Source organism: Pseudoalteromonas sp. 2CM39R (assembly GCF_023161845.1).
The window spans coordinates 23624-40274 of record NZ_JALNTM010000037.1 but is presented as its reverse complement, the minus strand read 5'-3'; the positions used below and the strand labels follow the sequence as shown (position 1 = coordinate 40274).

The 16651-nt window shown below is 39.6% G+C and carries 14 protein-coding genes; 5 read left to right on the top strand and 9 right to left on the bottom strand.

The window, feature by feature from the left end; genetic code table 11:
* Positions 1 to 307 precede the first annotated feature (307 nt).
* Genes recG through asnC form a run of 3 tightly spaced genes read right to left on the bottom strand, consistent with a single transcriptional unit; the run spans position 308 to position 3633 of the window.
* The gene (gene recG, locus MTF66_RS36680) at positions 308 to 2389 is read right to left on the bottom strand and encodes an ATP-dependent DNA helicase RecG (RefSeq protein ID WP_248530198.1); all 2082 of its coding nucleotides are present in this window, start codon (positions 2387 to 2389) and stop codon (positions 308 to 310) included.
* Positions 2390 to 2446: 57 nt separating this feature from the next.
* On the bottom strand, positions 2447 to 3133 hold the full coding sequence (trmH, locus tag MTF66_RS36675) for a tRNA (guanosine(18)-2'-O)-methyltransferase TrmH (protein ID WP_010392977.1): 687 nt from the start codon (positions 3131 to 3133) through the stop codon (positions 2447 to 2449).
* Between the two features lie 41 nt (positions 3134 to 3174).
* Positions 3175 to 3633, bottom strand: a complete 459-nt coding sequence (gene asnC / locus MTF66_RS36670) for a transcriptional regulator AsnC (protein WP_008108204.1) — start codon at positions 3631 to 3633, stop codon at positions 3175 to 3177.
* A gap of 184 nt (positions 3634 to 3817) precedes the next feature.
* Here asnC and asnA point away from each other — a divergent pair, with 184 nt between their 5' ends.
* Entirely contained in the window at positions 3818 to 4813 is a 996-nt protein-coding gene (asnA, locus tag MTF66_RS36665; RefSeq protein WP_138623312.1) for an aspartate--ammonia ligase, read from the top strand.
* 34 nt (positions 4814 to 4847) lie between these two features.
* Here asnA and MTF66_RS36660 read toward each other — a convergent pair whose 3' ends face one another.
* The 5 genes from MTF66_RS36660 to gmk all read right to left on the bottom strand — a co-directional run bounded on the left by MTF66_RS36660 (position 4848) and on the right by gmk (position 10260).
* Positions 4848 to 6452, bottom strand: coding sequence for a DUF342 domain-containing protein (locus MTF66_RS36660; protein ID WP_138623310.1), 1605 nt, complete (start codon positions 6450 to 6452; stop codon positions 4848 to 4850).
* Positions 6453 to 6600: 148 nt separating this feature from the next.
* A complete protein-coding gene (locus MTF66_RS36655; RefSeq protein WP_138623308.1) occupies positions 6601 to 6993 on the bottom strand; it encodes a RidA family protein in 393 nt (130 codons plus the stop codon).
* Between the two features lie 12 nt (positions 6994 to 7005).
* Positions 7006 to 9111 (bottom strand): bifunctional GTP diphosphokinase/guanosine-3',5'-bis pyrophosphate 3'-pyrophosphohydrolase, encoded by a 2106-nt coding sequence (spoT, locus tag MTF66_RS36650; protein WP_248530197.1) that lies wholly within the window; start codon positions 9109 to 9111, stop codon positions 7006 to 7008.
* A gap of 127 nt (positions 9112 to 9238) precedes the next feature.
* The gene (rpoZ, locus tag MTF66_RS36645; RefSeq protein ID WP_008108220.1) at positions 9239 to 9514 is read right to left on the bottom strand and encodes a DNA-directed RNA polymerase subunit omega; all 276 of its coding nucleotides are present in this window, start codon (positions 9512 to 9514) and stop codon (positions 9239 to 9241) included.
* Between the two features lie 125 nt (positions 9515 to 9639).
* Positions 9640 to 10260: a guanylate kinase gene (gene gmk / locus MTF66_RS36640; RefSeq protein WP_010392962.1), complete on the bottom strand. Its 621-nt coding sequence runs from the start codon at positions 10258 to 10260 to the stop codon at positions 9640 to 9642.
* 299 nt (positions 10261 to 10559) lie between these two features.
* Here gmk and MTF66_RS36635 point away from each other — a divergent pair, with 299 nt between their 5' ends.
* From MTF66_RS36635 to MTF66_RS36625, 3 genes are all read left to right on the top strand, one after another.
* Positions 10560 to 12755 (top strand): LruC domain-containing protein, encoded by a 2196-nt coding sequence (locus MTF66_RS36635; RefSeq protein ID WP_374237729.1) that lies wholly within the window; start codon positions 10560 to 10562, stop codon positions 12753 to 12755.
* The gene (locus MTF66_RS36630) at positions 12755 to 13213 is read left to right on the top strand and encodes a hypothetical protein (RefSeq protein WP_138623304.1); all 459 of its coding nucleotides are present in this window, start codon (positions 12755 to 12757) and stop codon (positions 13211 to 13213) included. Before MTF66_RS36635 ends, MTF66_RS36630 begins: the two co-directional genes overlap by 1 nt.
* Positions 13214 to 13326: 113 nt before the next feature.
* Entirely contained in the window at positions 13327 to 14286 is a 960-nt protein-coding gene (locus MTF66_RS36625) for an endonuclease/exonuclease/phosphatase family protein (protein ID WP_248530195.1), read from the top strand.
* 71 nt (positions 14287 to 14357) lie between these two features.
* Here the strand turns inward: MTF66_RS36625 and MTF66_RS36620 are convergent, their stop codons facing one another.
* Positions 14358 to 15281, bottom strand: coding sequence for a glycosyltransferase (locus MTF66_RS36620; protein ID WP_109875864.1), 924 nt, complete (start codon positions 15279 to 15281; stop codon positions 14358 to 14360).
* 212 nt (positions 15282 to 15493) lie between these two features.
* Here MTF66_RS36620 and MTF66_RS36615 point away from each other — a divergent pair, with 212 nt between their 5' ends.
* Positions 15494 to 16645 carry a glycosyltransferase gene (locus MTF66_RS36615; RefSeq protein ID WP_138623302.1) on the top strand — a complete coding sequence of 384 codons (1152 nt, stop codon included), beginning with the start codon at positions 15494 to 15496 and terminating at the stop codon, positions 16643 to 16645.
* Positions 16646 to 16651 lie beyond the last annotated feature (6 nt).

Below are 16651 nucleotides of genomic sequence, written 5' to 3'. Positions count from 1 at the left end.
CCAAATAAGAGAAAGCCCGATTCGAAAGAGTCGGGCTTTTTTACGTCTGCAGGAAAGTGAAAGTATTAGCCGTCAGCTATCAGCAGCACAGCGTCAACCTGACCACCGTAGCATGGGTTGAGTATCTAGAACCCCACGGACAAAATAGCGCACCGACTCTAAATACAAGCAAGCCCGATTCAAAAGAGTCGGGCTTTTTTACGTCTACAGGAAAGTGAAAACACAGGAGCAAGGTGTAGGGAAATAGTTGTGGTATAGGGAATAACTAGTTGGGAAAATTAATATGTGGCTTTATGCGAATAAGTTACTAAGCTTGTGCGTAATTTGACTTGTTGCCTAACCAGCGTTGAATGAGAGGGTCTACATACTGAGGATATTGCTTCAACATCTGTTGTGCTATGGGTCTAATTTGATTTAAGGTTTGCTTATCTCTTGTTAAGTCTGCAATTTTAAATTCTGCTAAGCCGGTTTGTTTGGTCCCAAGAACTTCACCTGGGCCGCGTATTTCTAAATCACGTTCTGCGATAACAAATCCGTCGTTACTATCGCGCAGTACTCCTAACCGTTTCTGAGCGGTATGTGAAAGTGGTGCATGGTATAAAAGCACGCAGTGAGATGCCGTAGCTCCACGGCCTACGCGGCCACGTAGTTGGTGAAGCTGTGCTAAACCTAGGCGCTCAGGGTTTTCGATAATAATCAAACTCGCATTAGGCACATCAACCCCAACTTCGATCACGGTTGTTGCCACAAGTACATGAATTTTACCCGCTTTAAAGTCGCTCATAATGGCTTGCTTTTCCGTAGCTTTCATTCGCCCATGGACTAAGCCAATAGCAAGCTCAGGTAATGCTTCTTTTAGCTGTAATGCACTGTCTTCCGCTGCTTGGCATTGTAGTACTTCAGACTCGTCTATTAGTGTACATACCCAGTAAACCTGTCGACCTTGTTCCTTACAGGCAAGTTTTACGCGACTAATAATGTCATCTCGACGAGTATCAGGAATCGCAACTGTAGTGATAGGAGTCCGCCCAGGTGGTAATTCGTCAATCACTGAGGTTTCTAAGTCTGCATAGGCAGTCATCGCCAGCGTACGTGGTATAGGAGTTGCTGTCATTACTAGCTGATGTGGATAACAATCACCAAAACGGCCTTTTTCACGCAATGATAAACGTTGATGAACTCCAAAGCGGTGTTGTTCATCAATAATGATAAGTACAAGATTGTTAAATTTTACTTCATCTTGAAATAACGCATGGGTACCGATAATCATTTGCGCTTCACCTGAGGCGATCATTGCAAGTGTACTTACGCGCTCTTTACCTTTTGTTTTACCACCTAACCAAGCAACCATTATTCCAAGGCTTTCAAACCAGCTAGAAAAGTTGATTCCGTGTTGCTCTGACAATATCTCTGTTGGCGCCATTAATGCGACCTGGTAGCCTTTTGCTATCGCAGTTAACGCGCTCAGTGCTGCGACTAGTGTTTTACCAGAGCCAACGTCCCCTTGGACAAGTCGCATCATAGGGTAGGCGTGTTGCATATCTGCTTTAATTTCTGATACCACACGGCTTTGTGCATTGGTTGGCGCAAAGGGTAATTGTGCTAAAAATTGTGTTTCTAATGAATTAGTGGGCTCAAGTTCAACGGCTTTAACTTGTTGTCCCTGTTCTCTTACTTTTAATAAACTTAGATTTTGAGCCAGTAACTCTTCAAATACGAGCCGCTGCTGAGCTGGGTGAGTCCCTTGTTCAAGCGCACTTATATCAACATCATTAGGAGGGCGATGCAGTAATAATAACGCATCACTTAACGGTAGTTGCGATGGTTGCCATTGTTGGGGAAGTAGCTCTTCTACTGCATACTTTTGAAGTAATTCTATTGCCTGTTCACTCAACGCCCTAATAGAGAGCTGCTTTAACCCCTCGGTTGTTGAATAGACTGGCGTAAGTGTTGATGATGTTGATTGTTGTTCAAAAGTGTCGCTAATACTGTATTCAGGATGACTCATTTCAAAGCCAATACGTCCGCGACGTATTTCGCCAAAGCAACGAATTATTTTGCCTGTGCTAAATGCATTTTTTTGTGCTGCGGTAAAATTAAAAAATCGTAGTGTTAACCTACCTGTACCATCATTTATTTGGCAAACCAGCATGCGCCGCTTTCCAAAGGTTATTTGACTGGTTTCAATGGTTGCTTGAACAGTTACGTGGCTATGAGGGGTCAACTCACTAATTGTATAAATACGGGTTCTGTCTTCATACCTAAGCGGCAAATGAAATAGCATGTCCTGTACTGTACTAATACCTAGCTTTAATAGCCGTTCAGCCATTTTAGGACCAACGCCTTTAAGTTCTGTGATTGGGTATTGGCTTAAGCTAGGTTTAGACAATGTAGGCTCAATTCTTATTATTTAGTAAGTTAAGTGTACTGATACACTGTATATGCATCAAGTATGTTTTAACGCCTGCCAAAACTGTTCATCAGCAACAATTTCGCCGTTTTCATCAAGAGCAGGGTAAGGTAGGTTTTTTTGTTTGCATTGCCTTGCAATAATTGGGTGGCAGCCTTCAAAGTACATTGGGTGCTTAATTTCTTCACTCAGCATATTTCTATTGTATAAACCAGCTAGATCACGTTGACGCTGCGCCTCAAATAAAATTAGGGCTGCTGCAACGGATACATTTAACGACTGCACCATGCCTTGCATTGGAATAATGATGTTTTGATCTGCATACTCTAAGGCTTGTGGAGAGATCCCCGTTTTTTCTTGACCGACAATAATTGCAGTCGGTTTAGTGTAATCAATTTCTCTGAAGTCGACAGCATCTTCACTTAAATGCGTCGCTAAAATTTGTACATCAGGATTATGAGCACGCATACTTGCAACGGCATCATCTATGTTTCTGTGAAGATGTGTGTCTAACCAGTTTTTACTACCACCTGAGGTATTATTGGTTAGCCACTTTTGTTTTTCTGGCCACACGGCATGCACATGATGACAACCAACGGCATCAGCCGTTCTAACAATTGCTGATAAGTTATGGTGTTTGTGTACGTCTTCTAAACACACGGTAAGGTCGGTTTGACGACGTGAAAGTACACTTTCGATTCTTTGGTAACGAGTTTGCTGCATTGGAGTCCTCTTTTTCGGCAAATTATACGAGATTTTTCACCTTAAGGCACCACTGTTCGACTAATCGGGTTTTGTAATGAGATCAGGGTTTCGGTTGATTGAATGGCTTCTATTGCCTGTATTTTATTGATTAGTACATCTTGTAGATGATCGATAGAGCGGGTCATTACTTTAATAAAAATACTGTAATTACCAGTGGTGTAATATGCTTCGACCACTTCCTCTAATGATTCTAATTTTATAAGTGTTTGCGGATAATCGCGCGCGTTGTTCAAATTAATACCAATAAAACAACACACATCGTAACCTAATTGCTTTGTATTAATGGTTAGTTGAGTACCTGTGATGATCCCTGCATGTTTCATTTTTTCGATTCGCACATGAATTGTTCCTGCGCTTACACTAAAGCGTTTTGCTAATTCAGCATAAGGTGTACGCGCATTATCCATTAATGCATGCAGAATCTGTTTATCAAGATTATCGATTTGATAATTTTCCATAGATATAGCGGCCTTAAATTATGGTATTAGTTGTTTTTATACCACTTTTTTAATGGTTTTAATATCGTAAGGCTATTTTTATTGTGGGATATTGAATTAAATAGTTTAATTGTTACGATAACCTCATTGAAGCGTAATTTGCGCTAAGTAGTAAATACAATAACTGGGAATGAGGCCAATTATTATGAGTTCACATTATGTGCAGCAGCAGCAGCAAATAAGTAAAGTTAAGCAGTTCTTTTCGCAGCAATTAGAACAAAAACTGGGCTTAATTGAAGTTCAAGCGCCTATTTTGGCTAAAGTAGGCGACGGTACACAGGATAACTTAAGTGGGCACGAGAACGCCGTGGCTGTGAATATTAAAGCGATTGCAGATAGCCGTTACGAAGTGGTGCATTCTCTTGCTAAGTGGAAGCGTAAAACCTTGGGTGAATATGGCTTTTCACAAGGTGAGGGAATTTATACGCAAATGAAAGCGTTGCGACCCGATGAAGATTCACTAAGCCCAATCCATTCTGTTTATGTTGATCAATGGGATTGGGAGCAAGTTATTTGTGAAAGTACGCAGCGTTCTTTATCTACTCTCAAGCAAACGGTTGAAACAATTTACCAAGCTATTAAAGCCACTGAACAATATGTTAGTGCAAGCTTTGGCTTAAGAGTATTTTTGCCAGCTAAAATTACTTTTGTACACAGTGAAGAACTGCGTGAAATGTACCCTGACTTTAGCGCTAAGCAGCGTGAGAAAGCGATTGCTCAAGAATATGGTGCTGTGTTTTTAATTGGTATTGGCGGAGCATTAAGTGATGGTAAAATTCATGATGTGAGAGCGCCAGATTACGACGATTGGTCAACACCAACATGTGATCAGTATATGGGATTAAATGGCGATATTTTAGTATGGAATCCAATTCTTGAAGATGCTTTCGAAATATCATCTATGGGAATTCGAGTGAGCCCTGAAGTTTTGCAAGCTCAATTGGGAATTACCGGTGACGAAGACCGTTTAGAGTTTGATTGGCATAAAGCATTGTTAGAAAGTAAATTTCCTCAAACAATTGGTGGTGGTATTGGTCAGTCTCGCTTGGCTATGCTGTTATTACAAAAACAACACATAGGGCAAGTGCAGGTAGGTGTGTGGCCAGCGCAAACCTATGACAGTGTAGACGGCTTACTATAAAGAATAAGGGGCTGTTACTAACAGCCCCTTATAATTAAGTTTTAAACTCAATTTCTATTTTATTGTTTTCTAACTTAACATTACTTGGTGGAAAGTTGCGAGTTGTTTTAAGTAACTTGTTGAATATATGGATTTCCACTCCAGAATGTAAAACGGTATTTACGGTTAAAATGGCTTCATCGAGCATGGTATTTAGTTTTTGCTCTAAACTCGCTATCTGCTTTTCTAGTTGTTCAGCTTGTTGACTATGATGTATCTGAGTTGATCCAATCTTATTCATGAGCTCGCTTTTTTTATCAGCATCTTTAATTAAATCTGCTTTTTCTAATGCAGCTTGTAAGCTATCAACCTGTTCATTTGCAGCTGTTAATTCACTAAAATATTTATCAATATCTTTGGTCATTTGAGTAGCTGAAGCGGCTAAATTAATTGCCATTTTAGCCCCTGATTCGTTACCAATTTCTCCGGCAATTAGTTTAGTGGCATCTAAAATTTCACCTCCAAATAACTTTCCTTTAGGTAGTTCTGATTGACCAATTTGAATTATATTTTTTGCTTTCATTGAGCTATGGCTGGCTTGGCGGTCAAGCAATATGCTGTTAGCTTCAATGTAGCAATATTGAGAGTGTGAGGCATGCACATCACCTGCGCAAATTATTCTGCAAGACAGTGATTTATCTTCAGGCTTTTGATGGCCAATCACCCCTTGTTTTACAAGTATATCGCCACCGGCGGTTAATTCTCCAGATTCGACTGTACCAAAAACGGTTATGTCACCTGTTGCATTTATCCTCATCCCTGGCTCTACATTTTTACTAACTATTACACTACCTTCAAAGTCGATATGGCCTGTTTTTACAGACACATCGTTAACAGTGAAAATATCGTCAACACGCATTCCGTTATTTATTTCAACAGGCACGCCGGCAATAGTTGAAAGTAATTCCATCGGGTTATTTTTTGATATTTCAGTACCCTCACCTGCAATTAGGGCATGAACTTGCCCTGGTTTGGCTGGTAAAACATCACCTATCACGGTAAACCCTTCTTGACCAGGAGTAGCAGGTTGCTGCTGGATTAGTAATTCACCCGGTTTAACACTTGCTAATTTACCAAAATCACGCATATCAACACTACCATCTTCTTTTAATTTGGGTGCTTTAAGGCGGTCTTTTAAGGTTTTAACCATGGCTTTAAATTTACTATCTTGGCCGTCAGTAGGTAAACGTCCTTTAGCGAGTGGTCCGCTAACTACAGAGCCCGGAGGAAGCTCAAATTGCTTTTGTAAAAGCTGCTCTAAAAATGCTTGTTTATAACCTCTAGCAACATGCGCTTTCACTAATTCTTTTTTAGCTTCATCAAAACTGAGTGTTGCGCCACCTTTGGCGAGAGTGAGCGTGCCAGTGGCTAGCATTTTATCATCGCTGATTTCAACGATTAAGGTTGCATCGTGGCGTGTTGCAACGACTAAGATTCGTTCAGGTGTTGCACTACTGAAATAGTTATTTATGGCGTCATGATCGATTTCACACTCGCTGTAAGGCGATTGTTCAATTGCTTCAATGATAAAAGCAGCACTGGTGGGTGCAGATTTACTCGTATCGAGCAATACATTGCCATTATGAGCAAGCTTAAACACAAGTTATCCTTTTTCTACTACAAAAGTAAGGTTTAATAAAATAACGTGATTACAGAGTGCTAGAATTTTAGTTTTGAGTCAAGAATTCATCAAAGTGTAGCTATAGAATGGGATAAAAGCTATGAGCGGCGCTCATAGCTTATAGAGGTTAGTTTGTTGAAGGAAGTTCCATAATGCCGTCAATTTCTACTTGTACACCTCTAGGGAGTGCACGAACGCCAATAGCTGCACGCGCAGGGTAAGGCTGTTTAAAATATTGGCTCATAACTTCGTTCACAATGGCAAAGTTTGAAAGATCAGTAAGGTAAATATTAACTTTTACTAGGTCTTGAATAGAACCGCCAGCTTCCTCACAAACCGCACTGATATTTTTAAATACTTGATGTGTTTGCTCACTAAAGTCTTCAGAAATAACGTCCATTGTTTCTGGGACAAGTGGTATTTGCCCTGATAAATAAACAGCTGTACCCACTTTTACTGCTTGGCTATATGTACCAATTGCTGCAGGTGCTTTATCCGTTGATATAAATGCTTTATTCATGATGTTCCTATTTTATTTTTTACGATAGACTTTTTGTACATCGGGCATAACACGTATGCGGCGCATAATATTGGCGACATGAATACGGTTTTTAACTGTGATCCCTAAGTCTATCACGTATAAATTACTTTCTTTTTCATCGGTAGCAATTTCTACAATATTGGCCTGCGTAGTGGCGACCACATTGGTTAATTTAGCCAGCGCACCTTGGTGGTTAATGATTTCTACTCTTAAAGCCGCTATATATTCTTTTTCTGGATTATCATCCCATTTTACGACTAGGTATTTCGAACGATCATTTTCCCAACCACGAATATTTTTACACTCTTGGCGATGAACGGTTAAACCTTTACCTTGGCTAACATGGGCAGTAATAGCGTCTCCAGGTACAGGACGACAACATTTAGAATAATTAACCAACATGCCTTCGGTACCAATAATGGTTGCCTTGGCACGCTTTGCGATATCGTTTAAATCATCATTGTCGTTTTGTAATAAGCGTTTAGCAATCAGCATACTCATTAAGTTACCTGAGCCAATCTCTACTAGCAATTCTAAGGTAGAGGAAAGCTCATGCTCTTCAAGCACTCGGGTAATATTTTCAGCTGGCAGGTTATCAAATTTGTTTTCCCCTAGCGCTGAGTCAAGTAAGCGACGACCAAGTAATAACGCTTCTTCATGCTGTTGACTTTTAAGGTAGTTGCGTACGCCTAAGCGTGCTTTGCCAGTAACAATAAAGTTAAGCCATGTTGCGTTAGGGTGAGCGCCTGAACTGGTAATAATTTCTATTGTTTGCCCTGTATCAATGGCTTTACTTAAAGGATAAGGCTTGCGGTTTACACGTGCACCGACACAAGTATTACCTACATCAGTATGAACGGCATAAGCAAAATCAACCGCCGTTGCACCCATAGGAAGTTCAATAATCCGACCATCTGGGGTAAAGACATAAATTTCTTCTGGGAATAGCTCTGTTTTTACATTCTCTACAAATTCAAACGAGGAACCTGCACTTTGTTGTAATTCCAATAAGCTTTGCATCCATTGGCGTGCGCGCTGTTGTGCAGTATGACCCGCATTGTCACCCGACTTTTTATACATCCAGTGAGCTGCGACACCTTTATCAGCCATGTGATCCATATCTAAAGTACGGATTTGAATTTCTACAGGAATACCATGCGGGCCAACTAACGAAGTATGTAATGATTGGTAACCATTAGTTTTTGGTACAGCAATATAGTCTTTAAAGCGGGTTTCAATTGGCTTATATAAGTTATGAGCTACACCAAGTACGCGATAACAGGTATCCATAGAGTCTACTGCAATACGAAATGCGTAAATATCCATGACTTCGTTAAACAGCAGCTCTTTGTTGAGCATTTTTTTATAAATACTGTATAGATGCTTTTCACGGCCTGATACGGTCGCTTTTATGCCAAATTCTTCAAGGCGAGCTTCAATTTCAGTTTGAATATTTGAAATAACTTCTTTGCGATTACCACGCGCTTTAGCCACTTCCGATTTAAGTGCACGATGACGCATAGGGTACAGTGCTTGAAAACCTAAATCTTCTAGCTCATTTTTTATATCATGAATACCTAAACGATTAGCAATTGGTGCATAAATCTCAAGGGTTTCACGAGCAATACGGCGGCGTTTATCAGGACGAAGTGCGCCTAATGTGCGCATGTTGTGTGTTCTATCAGCTAGCTTGATTAAAATAACCCGAATATCTTGGGTCATTGCCATAATCATTTTTCGATAGTTTTCAGCTTGGAACTCTTTTTTATCTTTGAAGCTCAATTTATCAAGCTTGCTCACACCCTCTACGAGTTCTGCTACTGTTTCACCAAATATTTCAGCTAAATCTTGTTGGCTAAAATCGGTATCTTCAATCACATCATGCATGAGTGCTGCCATGAGCGTTTCATGGTCAAGATGCATGCTTGCTAATATTTGAGTGACTTCAACGGGGTGAGTAATGTAAGGCTCGCCACTTGAACGAGTTTGACCCTCATGAGCCTCTCGGGCTACCACGTAGGCTTTTTGAACTAGCTCAACATCGTCTGCTGGCAAGTATTTTGAGATTTTCTTTTTAAGACCTTCAAAAAGATACATTCACACTCCAATGTTCTCGTGAAGCAAATAAGTTAGGATAAGTTACGAATATACGATGAAAACAAAGGATTGCCAACGGCTATAGTTGAAAAACTATGCCGTTAGCTAAATCAGACCGGGCGGTTGATTATTGGTTGCCACCAACAATGGCAGCAACAGCAGCTAGTTCTGCCGCTTCTTGATGTTGTTGTTCTTCACGGTCAATAACATCCATTGAAGAATTATCAACTAAACCAAGTTCGATTTCACGTAAAGCAACAACTGTCGGCTTATCGTTCTCAGGATCTACTAGTGGATCTTTACCACCAACAGCAATTTGGCGGGCACGACGGGCCGCAACTAAAATTAAGTCAAAACGATTACCAATTGCATCTACTGCATCTTCAACTGTTACGCGAGCCATCTTAGCACTCCAAAATAATTTAAAAGCAAAGGCGTAGTTTACTGCACGCAGCAAGTTTCGCCAATAGCCAGTGGTTAATTTTTATCTATTTTAAGGCATGAACCGAAAATTAATCGTAATTTAGATTACTTGAGCAGCTCATTAATTAAAGTTTGATGACGTGTTGTTTGTGCTTTTAGCGTTAATCGCTGTGCAATTACTATGGTTTCTAAATCGCATAGAGCAGTATCAAAATCATCATTCACTACAACATAGTCGTATTCGTTGTAATGAGAGGTTTCTGATTGAGCTTGCGCCATTCGACCTGCAATAATTTCAGCAGAGTCTTGGCCGCGATTATTTAAACGTTGCTCTAGTTCTTGTTTTGATGGCGGAAGAATAAAGATAGTTTTTACGTCGTCCATTATTTCTCGAACTTGGCGAGCGCCTTGCCAGTCAATATCTAAAAATACATCAATACCTGCGGCGAGTTGCTCTTCAATCGCTTGCTTAGAAGTACCATAATAGTTATCAAATACTTGTGCCCATTCAAAAAAATCATCTTTGGCAATCAGCGCTTTAAACTCATCAACTGATACAAAGTGGTAATGTTCTGCATTATTTTCACCAGGGCGCGGTGCGCGAGTGGTGTGCGATACCGATACTTTCATATCAGCATGCTTTTTCAGTAGTGCATTTATTAAGCTAGATTTACCTGCCCCAGAAGGTGCTGATAAAATGAATAAGTTTCCGCGAGAGTGTGCCATGATTTTTTACCTAAAATGAACAAGCACAGCCGTTAAAAAGGCCTGCCTTAATTTTACTATTGTACTTTATTTAATGAAGCTTACTCAACTGCTGCATACTTAGAGCAAATAGCCCGTGTCTAAGAGCATAGATACAGAGAGTTTGTGAAGGTGATTTTTACTCTCGCATAATGCAAAGACATGTGTTGCAACTTGCATATCTAAGTGATGTAATTTTTTATTATTATTTAAATTCAATAGGTTAAAGTTTGGAATGAAGTCTGCATTAGTTCAACTATGTAACTATAGAGGGCTTACGTATGAAATTAACCCATCTCGGAAAAGTTTGCTGTGTATTGTGGCCTTGCACCGTTTTTAGTCAGCCATTTGAGAATTGTCCAAGCCAGGCTTTTTTAATGCAAGATGCTAAAGCACAGTTATACGGTATAGATTTAGTATCGGCTAAGCCTACGGTGTTAGCCGCGACTTTAACGTTTGCTACTGAGGCAAACAATGAAAGCGTAAATGCCATTGGCTTTAATTATAAAGATCAGTATTTGTATGGCTTTAGTCGCCAAGCACCAAAAAGTGTGGTGCAAATAGACAGTAACTATCAAATGGCTCGCTTAAATATCACAGGGCTGCCAGATACTAATTTTTATGTAGGTGACATTCAGGTAACAGGCGATGCAGCAAATCAGCGCGCTTCATATTATGTTTATACTCCTCGGTTTGGCCTTTACGAAATCGATTTAAACTCAGATCTAACCGCTGAAATTAATGCACAGCTTTTACCTAATAGTGCCAACTGGAATTTAGGAATTTATGATTTTGCCTTTCATCCACAAAGTAATTTACTTTATGCAGTTGAATCAAATGGTGATTTGCATGAAATTAACGTTGCTAATAATACCTCTAAATTTATAACTCAGCTCGATATTGGTGATGATACGGGCGCATTTGGTGCCGCTTACTTTGATATTGACGGCCAGTTTTACTTTAGTAATAACAAAAGCGGAAAAATACATAAAGTTGATTTAAGTATTAGCCCCGTAGTTGGCTACACACCAACAGCAAACGTATTTACCTCAGGACCTAAATCTAGTCAAAATGATGGTGCGCGATGCGCTATTGCAGAAGTTGCAGTTACCGATAGTTCTATTGATTTTGGTGATGCTCCTCGTCCATATAACACGAGTCTTGAGCAAAGTGGCGCTCGACACTTATTTGATCCTAGTAGTACTGGCAGTAATCTTATTTACTTGGGTGAGACGGTCGATGGCGAAAATATCAATACGAATGACGATTTAATCAATAACCCCATAGATGACTCTGATGACGGGGTTAGCTTTGTTACCGCGATTGCTGCAGGACAAGATAGCCAAATCATTGTCAACGCCTCAGCTGATAGCTTTTTATATGCTTGGTTTGACTGGGATCAAAATGGTGGCTTTAGTGAATCCGAACGCATGGTAACTAAGTATCAGCTTAACAAAGGTGATAATAGTATTTTAGTTAGCGTACCGAGTAACGTTAAAGCAGGGCAAACATGGGCTCGCTTTCGAGTTACTGATGGTTCTGAGGCATCATTAATTACTGCCACGGGTGGAGTGCTAGGTGGCGAAGTGGAAGATTATCCAATAACCACATTTGCTAGCGCTGTTTATCCTGGTGAAAACGATTGGGTAACGCTTGCCTATGAAGATAAATGGCCGTTTTCAGGCGATTACGACTTTAATGATGTGGTTGTAAATTATCGTACTACGCAGCTGATTGAAGGAAGTAATGTGGTTGGCTATAAAATTGATGGTCAACTTGTTGGAGTGGGCGCAACTTATCACAATGGTTTTGCTGTAAGACTTACAGAAACTACTACTAGCACAACCAATACTATTTTAAGCAGTGAAATTGATGAGCAAAATATCATTTACACTATCAATGGAGATCTGCAACTAGACTCGCCATTAGAAGCAAACCGTGAGCAAGCAATTTTGATTTTCATGCAGGATACTTGGCAACATATTACGAAGCAAGCCGGCTGTGATTACTTTAGAACCGAAAGCAATTGTGACGTAAACAGTAAAGTAACGTTTAGTATGACTATTCCATTAAAAGCAGCTAAAGCGCTAGCGAATGCACCTGGTACACTACTCGATCCGTTCATTTTTGGTAGCGAAGGATTTTATCATGGTGACTTTTTAGTTGGTAAAAATGCAAGAAGCTGGGAGGTTCATCTAAAAAACCAAGCGCCAACAGAGGCTTTCGATAGTAGTTTATTCGCTGTTAATGGTGCAGATGATGCCACTCAGCAAGCCTCTGAGTTATTTTTTCAAACTGAAAATGGCCTTCCATGGGCGATTGAAGTCGGTATGCAGTGGCTACATCCACTTGAAGGGGTAGACATCACCAACGCTTATGATCGTTTTGCTAATTTTGCGCAGTCGTCAGGTCAGCAAGCCCCGCAGTGGTTTAACAGTTACAACGCACCGAGTGTGGTTGTTAAAGGAGAACAGTAATGAATAAATTAACCGTCATCTTATGCTCATTATCACTGTTAACAGCCTGCGGGGGCGGAGGCGATGAAAGTGCAGCACCTGCCCCGACTAATGTAGCTCCACCAGTTGCTGATCCAGTAACAGCTGAGCCCCAAGGAATGGCAAACTTAGTTATCAATAATGACTTTAACTTATCAACAAAATTTAATTTAGCTATTGATGTAGCGCTTTCTAGAGGTGATGAAAGAGCGTATCTGAATATTTGTCAGAAAAAATCGAATGCAGAGCGAGCAGATTACAATAATTGCTTATTTAGAGCCCCTTTAACGCAAGGGGCACTCACAACTACCCTTGCGATGAGCAGACAAGATATAGAGCTAGTAGCGGAAATTTGGTTTTACGATACCAGCACCCAACCACTTGCTTTTACTTGGCAGTTTGATGCTCAAACACAAAACCAACTGTTTGAGATTAGATAACATCAGATTATGTCGAATTCTGGTTAAGTTTTATCGGCTTAATTGATAAAACTCAAAGTTAAGATAAAGAATATACTCAGGTATATTCTTTTTTATTGTAAAAAGGGGCGTTCATGTTCAAGGTTATTTCGAGTAGGCGGTGTAATTCAAGAAGAGGTTATAGCATTGCTGTCATCACAGTAATTGCATTTATGCTAATTGTTGCCGCATTTAATCCGTGGCAATTTTATTACGCTGATTTATTAATATCCTTTCGGTTTCCTTTGTTAGCTGCTGCGTTGTTTTTTGCACTGTTACTGCTTGCGCTAAAAAAACTATGGCTAGGGGGAGTGATTGCGATTATTTGTATTATTAATTTAAGTTCACTGGTGCCGCTGCATTCATTAGAAGTCGCTCCCTCGAAGGCTGCGATAACAGTTAAGCAAATTAATCTAAATTACAATAATCCCTATGTAGACATGCATCTAAAAAACTTACAAAACCAGCAATGGGATGTGCTTGTTTTGCAAGAGTTTAGCGATTTAAACCGGCATTTACTCACGCCTTTTTTAAATAAAGCCAGTTTGTTTGGTTATCGCGAAGTTGAAGGGATCCCTTACGGGATTGTGGTTATTTCGCGTTTACCGATTATACACAGACAGCAAGTTAAATTAGATGGCGACCGATTAGGTTATATAAAGCTTAAGCTATTATTAGATAAGCACCCAATTACCGCTTTTATTGCCCACCCACCTTCACCTAGAACCGCTACTCATTGGCATAATCGTAATCGATTATTATCAGTAATGAACGAGGCGAGTACAAAAGAGATAGATCCTTGGTTTATTGCGGGAGATCTAAATATTGTTCCCTGGTCTGGCTATTTTAATTGGTCTAATGCCCAAAGTTGTTATGCAGCTGCAAATGCATATACCAGCTTTGCACCTACTGCAATAGAGCACACTTTAATGACGGGCTTGCCAATTGACCATTGTATTTTTAATCAAGAGTTTAATTTATCTTCTTTGGAAGTGAGTGAGTTTAAAGGAAGCGATCATAAAATATTAAGTTATACATTAAACTTAAAAAGTTAGATGGAGTATTTATTTTAGGCTAATACACAACAAGTAGCTTAAACGCTACTTGTTGTGTATTAGCAAAGTAATTATGGTGCAGTAGTAAATGTGGTTTTTAAATCATGTAATAAATGGCGTAAATTACGTTTATGCGGGAATAGCGTAAACGCGGCTGTTGTAATTGATAACGCTTTGAACTTTGCGCCTATTTCTCGATAATATTCACCGTAACATTCTAATATACGTGCTTGTGCTTTTATTTGTGCAATCATTCCAGCATCTCTTTTGCAGCGTGAAACAATTTCTTTCATCGCATTGAGCCTGTTTTTACGATTTGCGGTAATAGAGCCCGCTCTCATCAAGTAATCCATGGCTACGCGCGGCGAAAAAGCTACATCACCAATTCTTGCAAGCTTTAACCAGCAATCCCAATCACTTGCGCTGTTTAATATGTTATCAAATCGGCCGATATAATTAATGGCTGAACGTTTAACCATAACCGAAGAGGTACCAATCACATTGGCAAAAATAAGTAAGTCTATTGGCGATTTTAAGTTTTGATATCCCATATCTTTCTTATCAACAAATTTTGAAAACTCAGGCCAAAAAGAAAAGCAATCCACAATAGGCTCATAATCTTCATTTACATGCATATAATTAGTAAAGCTTAAAACACATTCGGGGTTTTCTTTCATATAACCTAATTGCTCATACAACTTATCATCACTCCAATAGTCGTCGGCATCTAAGAATGCAATATAGTCCCCTTTAGAAGCTGCAATAGCGCGGTTGCGTACATTAACTACACCGGTATTTTCTTGTTCTAAAATAACCAGCTGTGGAAATGTGTTCTGCGCTTTTCTCAACCAATCAACACTGCCATCGGTTGAGCCATCGTCTACAACGATAATTTCTAGACTGACATTTTTTTGAGCAATAACACTACTCAGTGCCTTTGCTAAATACTGTTTGCAATTGTAGTTTGGGATAATAACGCTTATTTCTATATTCATGAGCTGCACCCTGGCTTCTATTAATTAACTAGGTAAGTACTACGCAAGTTAAGCGCCAAGTATTTTTATAGCTTTGTGGGGTGTTTTTTGTCTAATGCTTTGCATTTTGCAATATATGTTCGCAAATTGACTTAAATCTTACCACTTTCAGTGCTTTTTAACCGGGCACAGTTCTTGCGAAATAACCATTAGAATCTTTTGGAGTATTTAGCATGAAACATATAGGTATTGTTGTACCAAGCTTCCATATCCCGTCGGAAACTTTTGTGGTCACAGAAATAAATGCACTTGTTAAAGCAGGGCATAAAGTAAGTGTTATTACCTTTGAAAATTTAAATACCAGTGCCAACCTTGATAGCAGTGTAAATGTAATTATTATTAAAAAGTCTTTTGGTGCTGCTGCTAAATTTGCAACCTTTAAACCGTTAGCAGCACTTAATGCTACCAAAATTGCTTTTCGCTTTACCTCAATCTCAGCCATATCGCTTCTAGGGTATGGGTTAAACATCGCAGAAATAATTAAGCGGCACGGTATCTCCCATATACATTGTCACTTTATGCATGCACCGCTGGCATATTCGATTGTTGCTAGCAAAATTGCGGGTATCAGTGTCTCATCAATCGGTCATGGTCATGATGTTTATGTAAACGATACCGACCTAAAGCTTAAACTTTCGTTATGTGATTTCTCGGTTGCTGTGTGTAAAGACATGGCTCAAAAGCTAAGTAATTACAAGGTAGGAAAAGTTGAGCTATTGCATTGCGGTGTTGATTTAAGCCTATTTAGCTGCACTCCAAATCGACTTAATGAGTCAGTTAAACTGTTATTTATTGGACGCTTAGTTGAGAAAAAAGGACTGCAGTTTCTTTTACCCGCTATAAAAAAATTAAGTAAAAAATACGCAATATGCTTAGACATCGTTGGCGAAGGCCCATTAATGAATGATTTAAAATTTTTGTGTGAAGAGCTCGGGCTTGATAAAGATGTTCGCTTTTTGGGGCGTCGTACGCCTCTTTGGTTATCAAAAAATACCAGTAATTACTCGGCACTGGTTGCGCCATTTTGTGTATCTAGTAATGGTGACAGAGACACCGGGCCTGTGGTTCTCAAAGAGGCTATGGCAAGTGGTATTCCTGTGCTAACAACTAAGCTTATGGGGGCAAAAGAAATTGTAAATGATTCTGTTGGCTTTAAGTGTGAGCCTTCAAGCATTATTGGATTAGAGACTATTTTAACTCAATTTTGTGAGCTTAATCCGTATGAACGATATGCCAAAGGTATCAATGCTAAGCGGTTGGTTGCAAATAAATTTAATGCCAGCTCACAAGCTAAAAAGCTGTCATCTTGGGTGCAAAACTCTTAAGGAATG

Excerpts from the sequence above, each read along its gene's own strand:
- trmH (WP_010392977.1), bottom strand. The coding sequence starts at position 3,133 with ATGCAGCAAACTCGTTACCAAAGAATCGAAAGTGTACTTTCACGTCGT.
- asnC (WP_008108204.1), bottom strand. The coding sequence starts at position 3,633 with ATGGAAAATTATCAAATCGATAATCTTGATAAACAGATTCTGCATGCA.
- asnA (WP_138623312.1), top strand. The coding sequence starts at position 3,818 with ATGAGTTCACATTATGTGCAGCAGCAGCAGCAAATAAGTAAAGTTAAG.
- MTF66_RS36655 (WP_138623308.1), bottom strand. The coding sequence starts at position 6,993 with ATGAATAAAGCATTTATATCAACGGATAAAGCACCTGCAGCAATTGGT.
- spoT (WP_248530197.1), bottom strand. The coding sequence starts at position 9,111 with ATGTATCTTTTTGAAGGTCTTAAAAAGAAAATCTCAAAATACTTGCCA.
- rpoZ (WP_008108220.1), bottom strand. The coding sequence starts at position 9,514 with ATGGCTCGCGTAACAGTTGAAGATGCAGTAGATGCAATTGGTAATCGT.
- gmk (WP_010392962.1), bottom strand. The coding sequence starts at position 10,260 with ATGGCACACTCTCGCGGAAACTTATTCATTTTATCAGCACCTTCTGGG.
- MTF66_RS36635 (WP_374237729.1), top strand. The coding sequence starts at position 10,560 with ATGAAATTAACCCATCTCGGAAAAGTTTGCTGTGTATTGTGGCCTTGC.
- MTF66_RS36630 (WP_138623304.1), top strand. The coding sequence starts at position 12,755 with ATGAATAAATTAACCGTCATCTTATGCTCATTATCACTGTTAACAGCC.
- MTF66_RS36625 (WP_248530195.1), top strand. The coding sequence starts at position 13,327 with ATGTTCAAGGTTATTTCGAGTAGGCGGTGTAATTCAAGAAGAGGTTAT.
- MTF66_RS36620 (WP_109875864.1), bottom strand. The coding sequence starts at position 15,281 with ATGAATATAGAAATAAGCGTTATTATCCCAAACTACAATTGCAAACAG.
- MTF66_RS36615 (WP_138623302.1), top strand. The coding sequence starts at position 15,494 with ATGAAACATATAGGTATTGTTGTACCAAGCTTCCATATCCCGTCGGAA.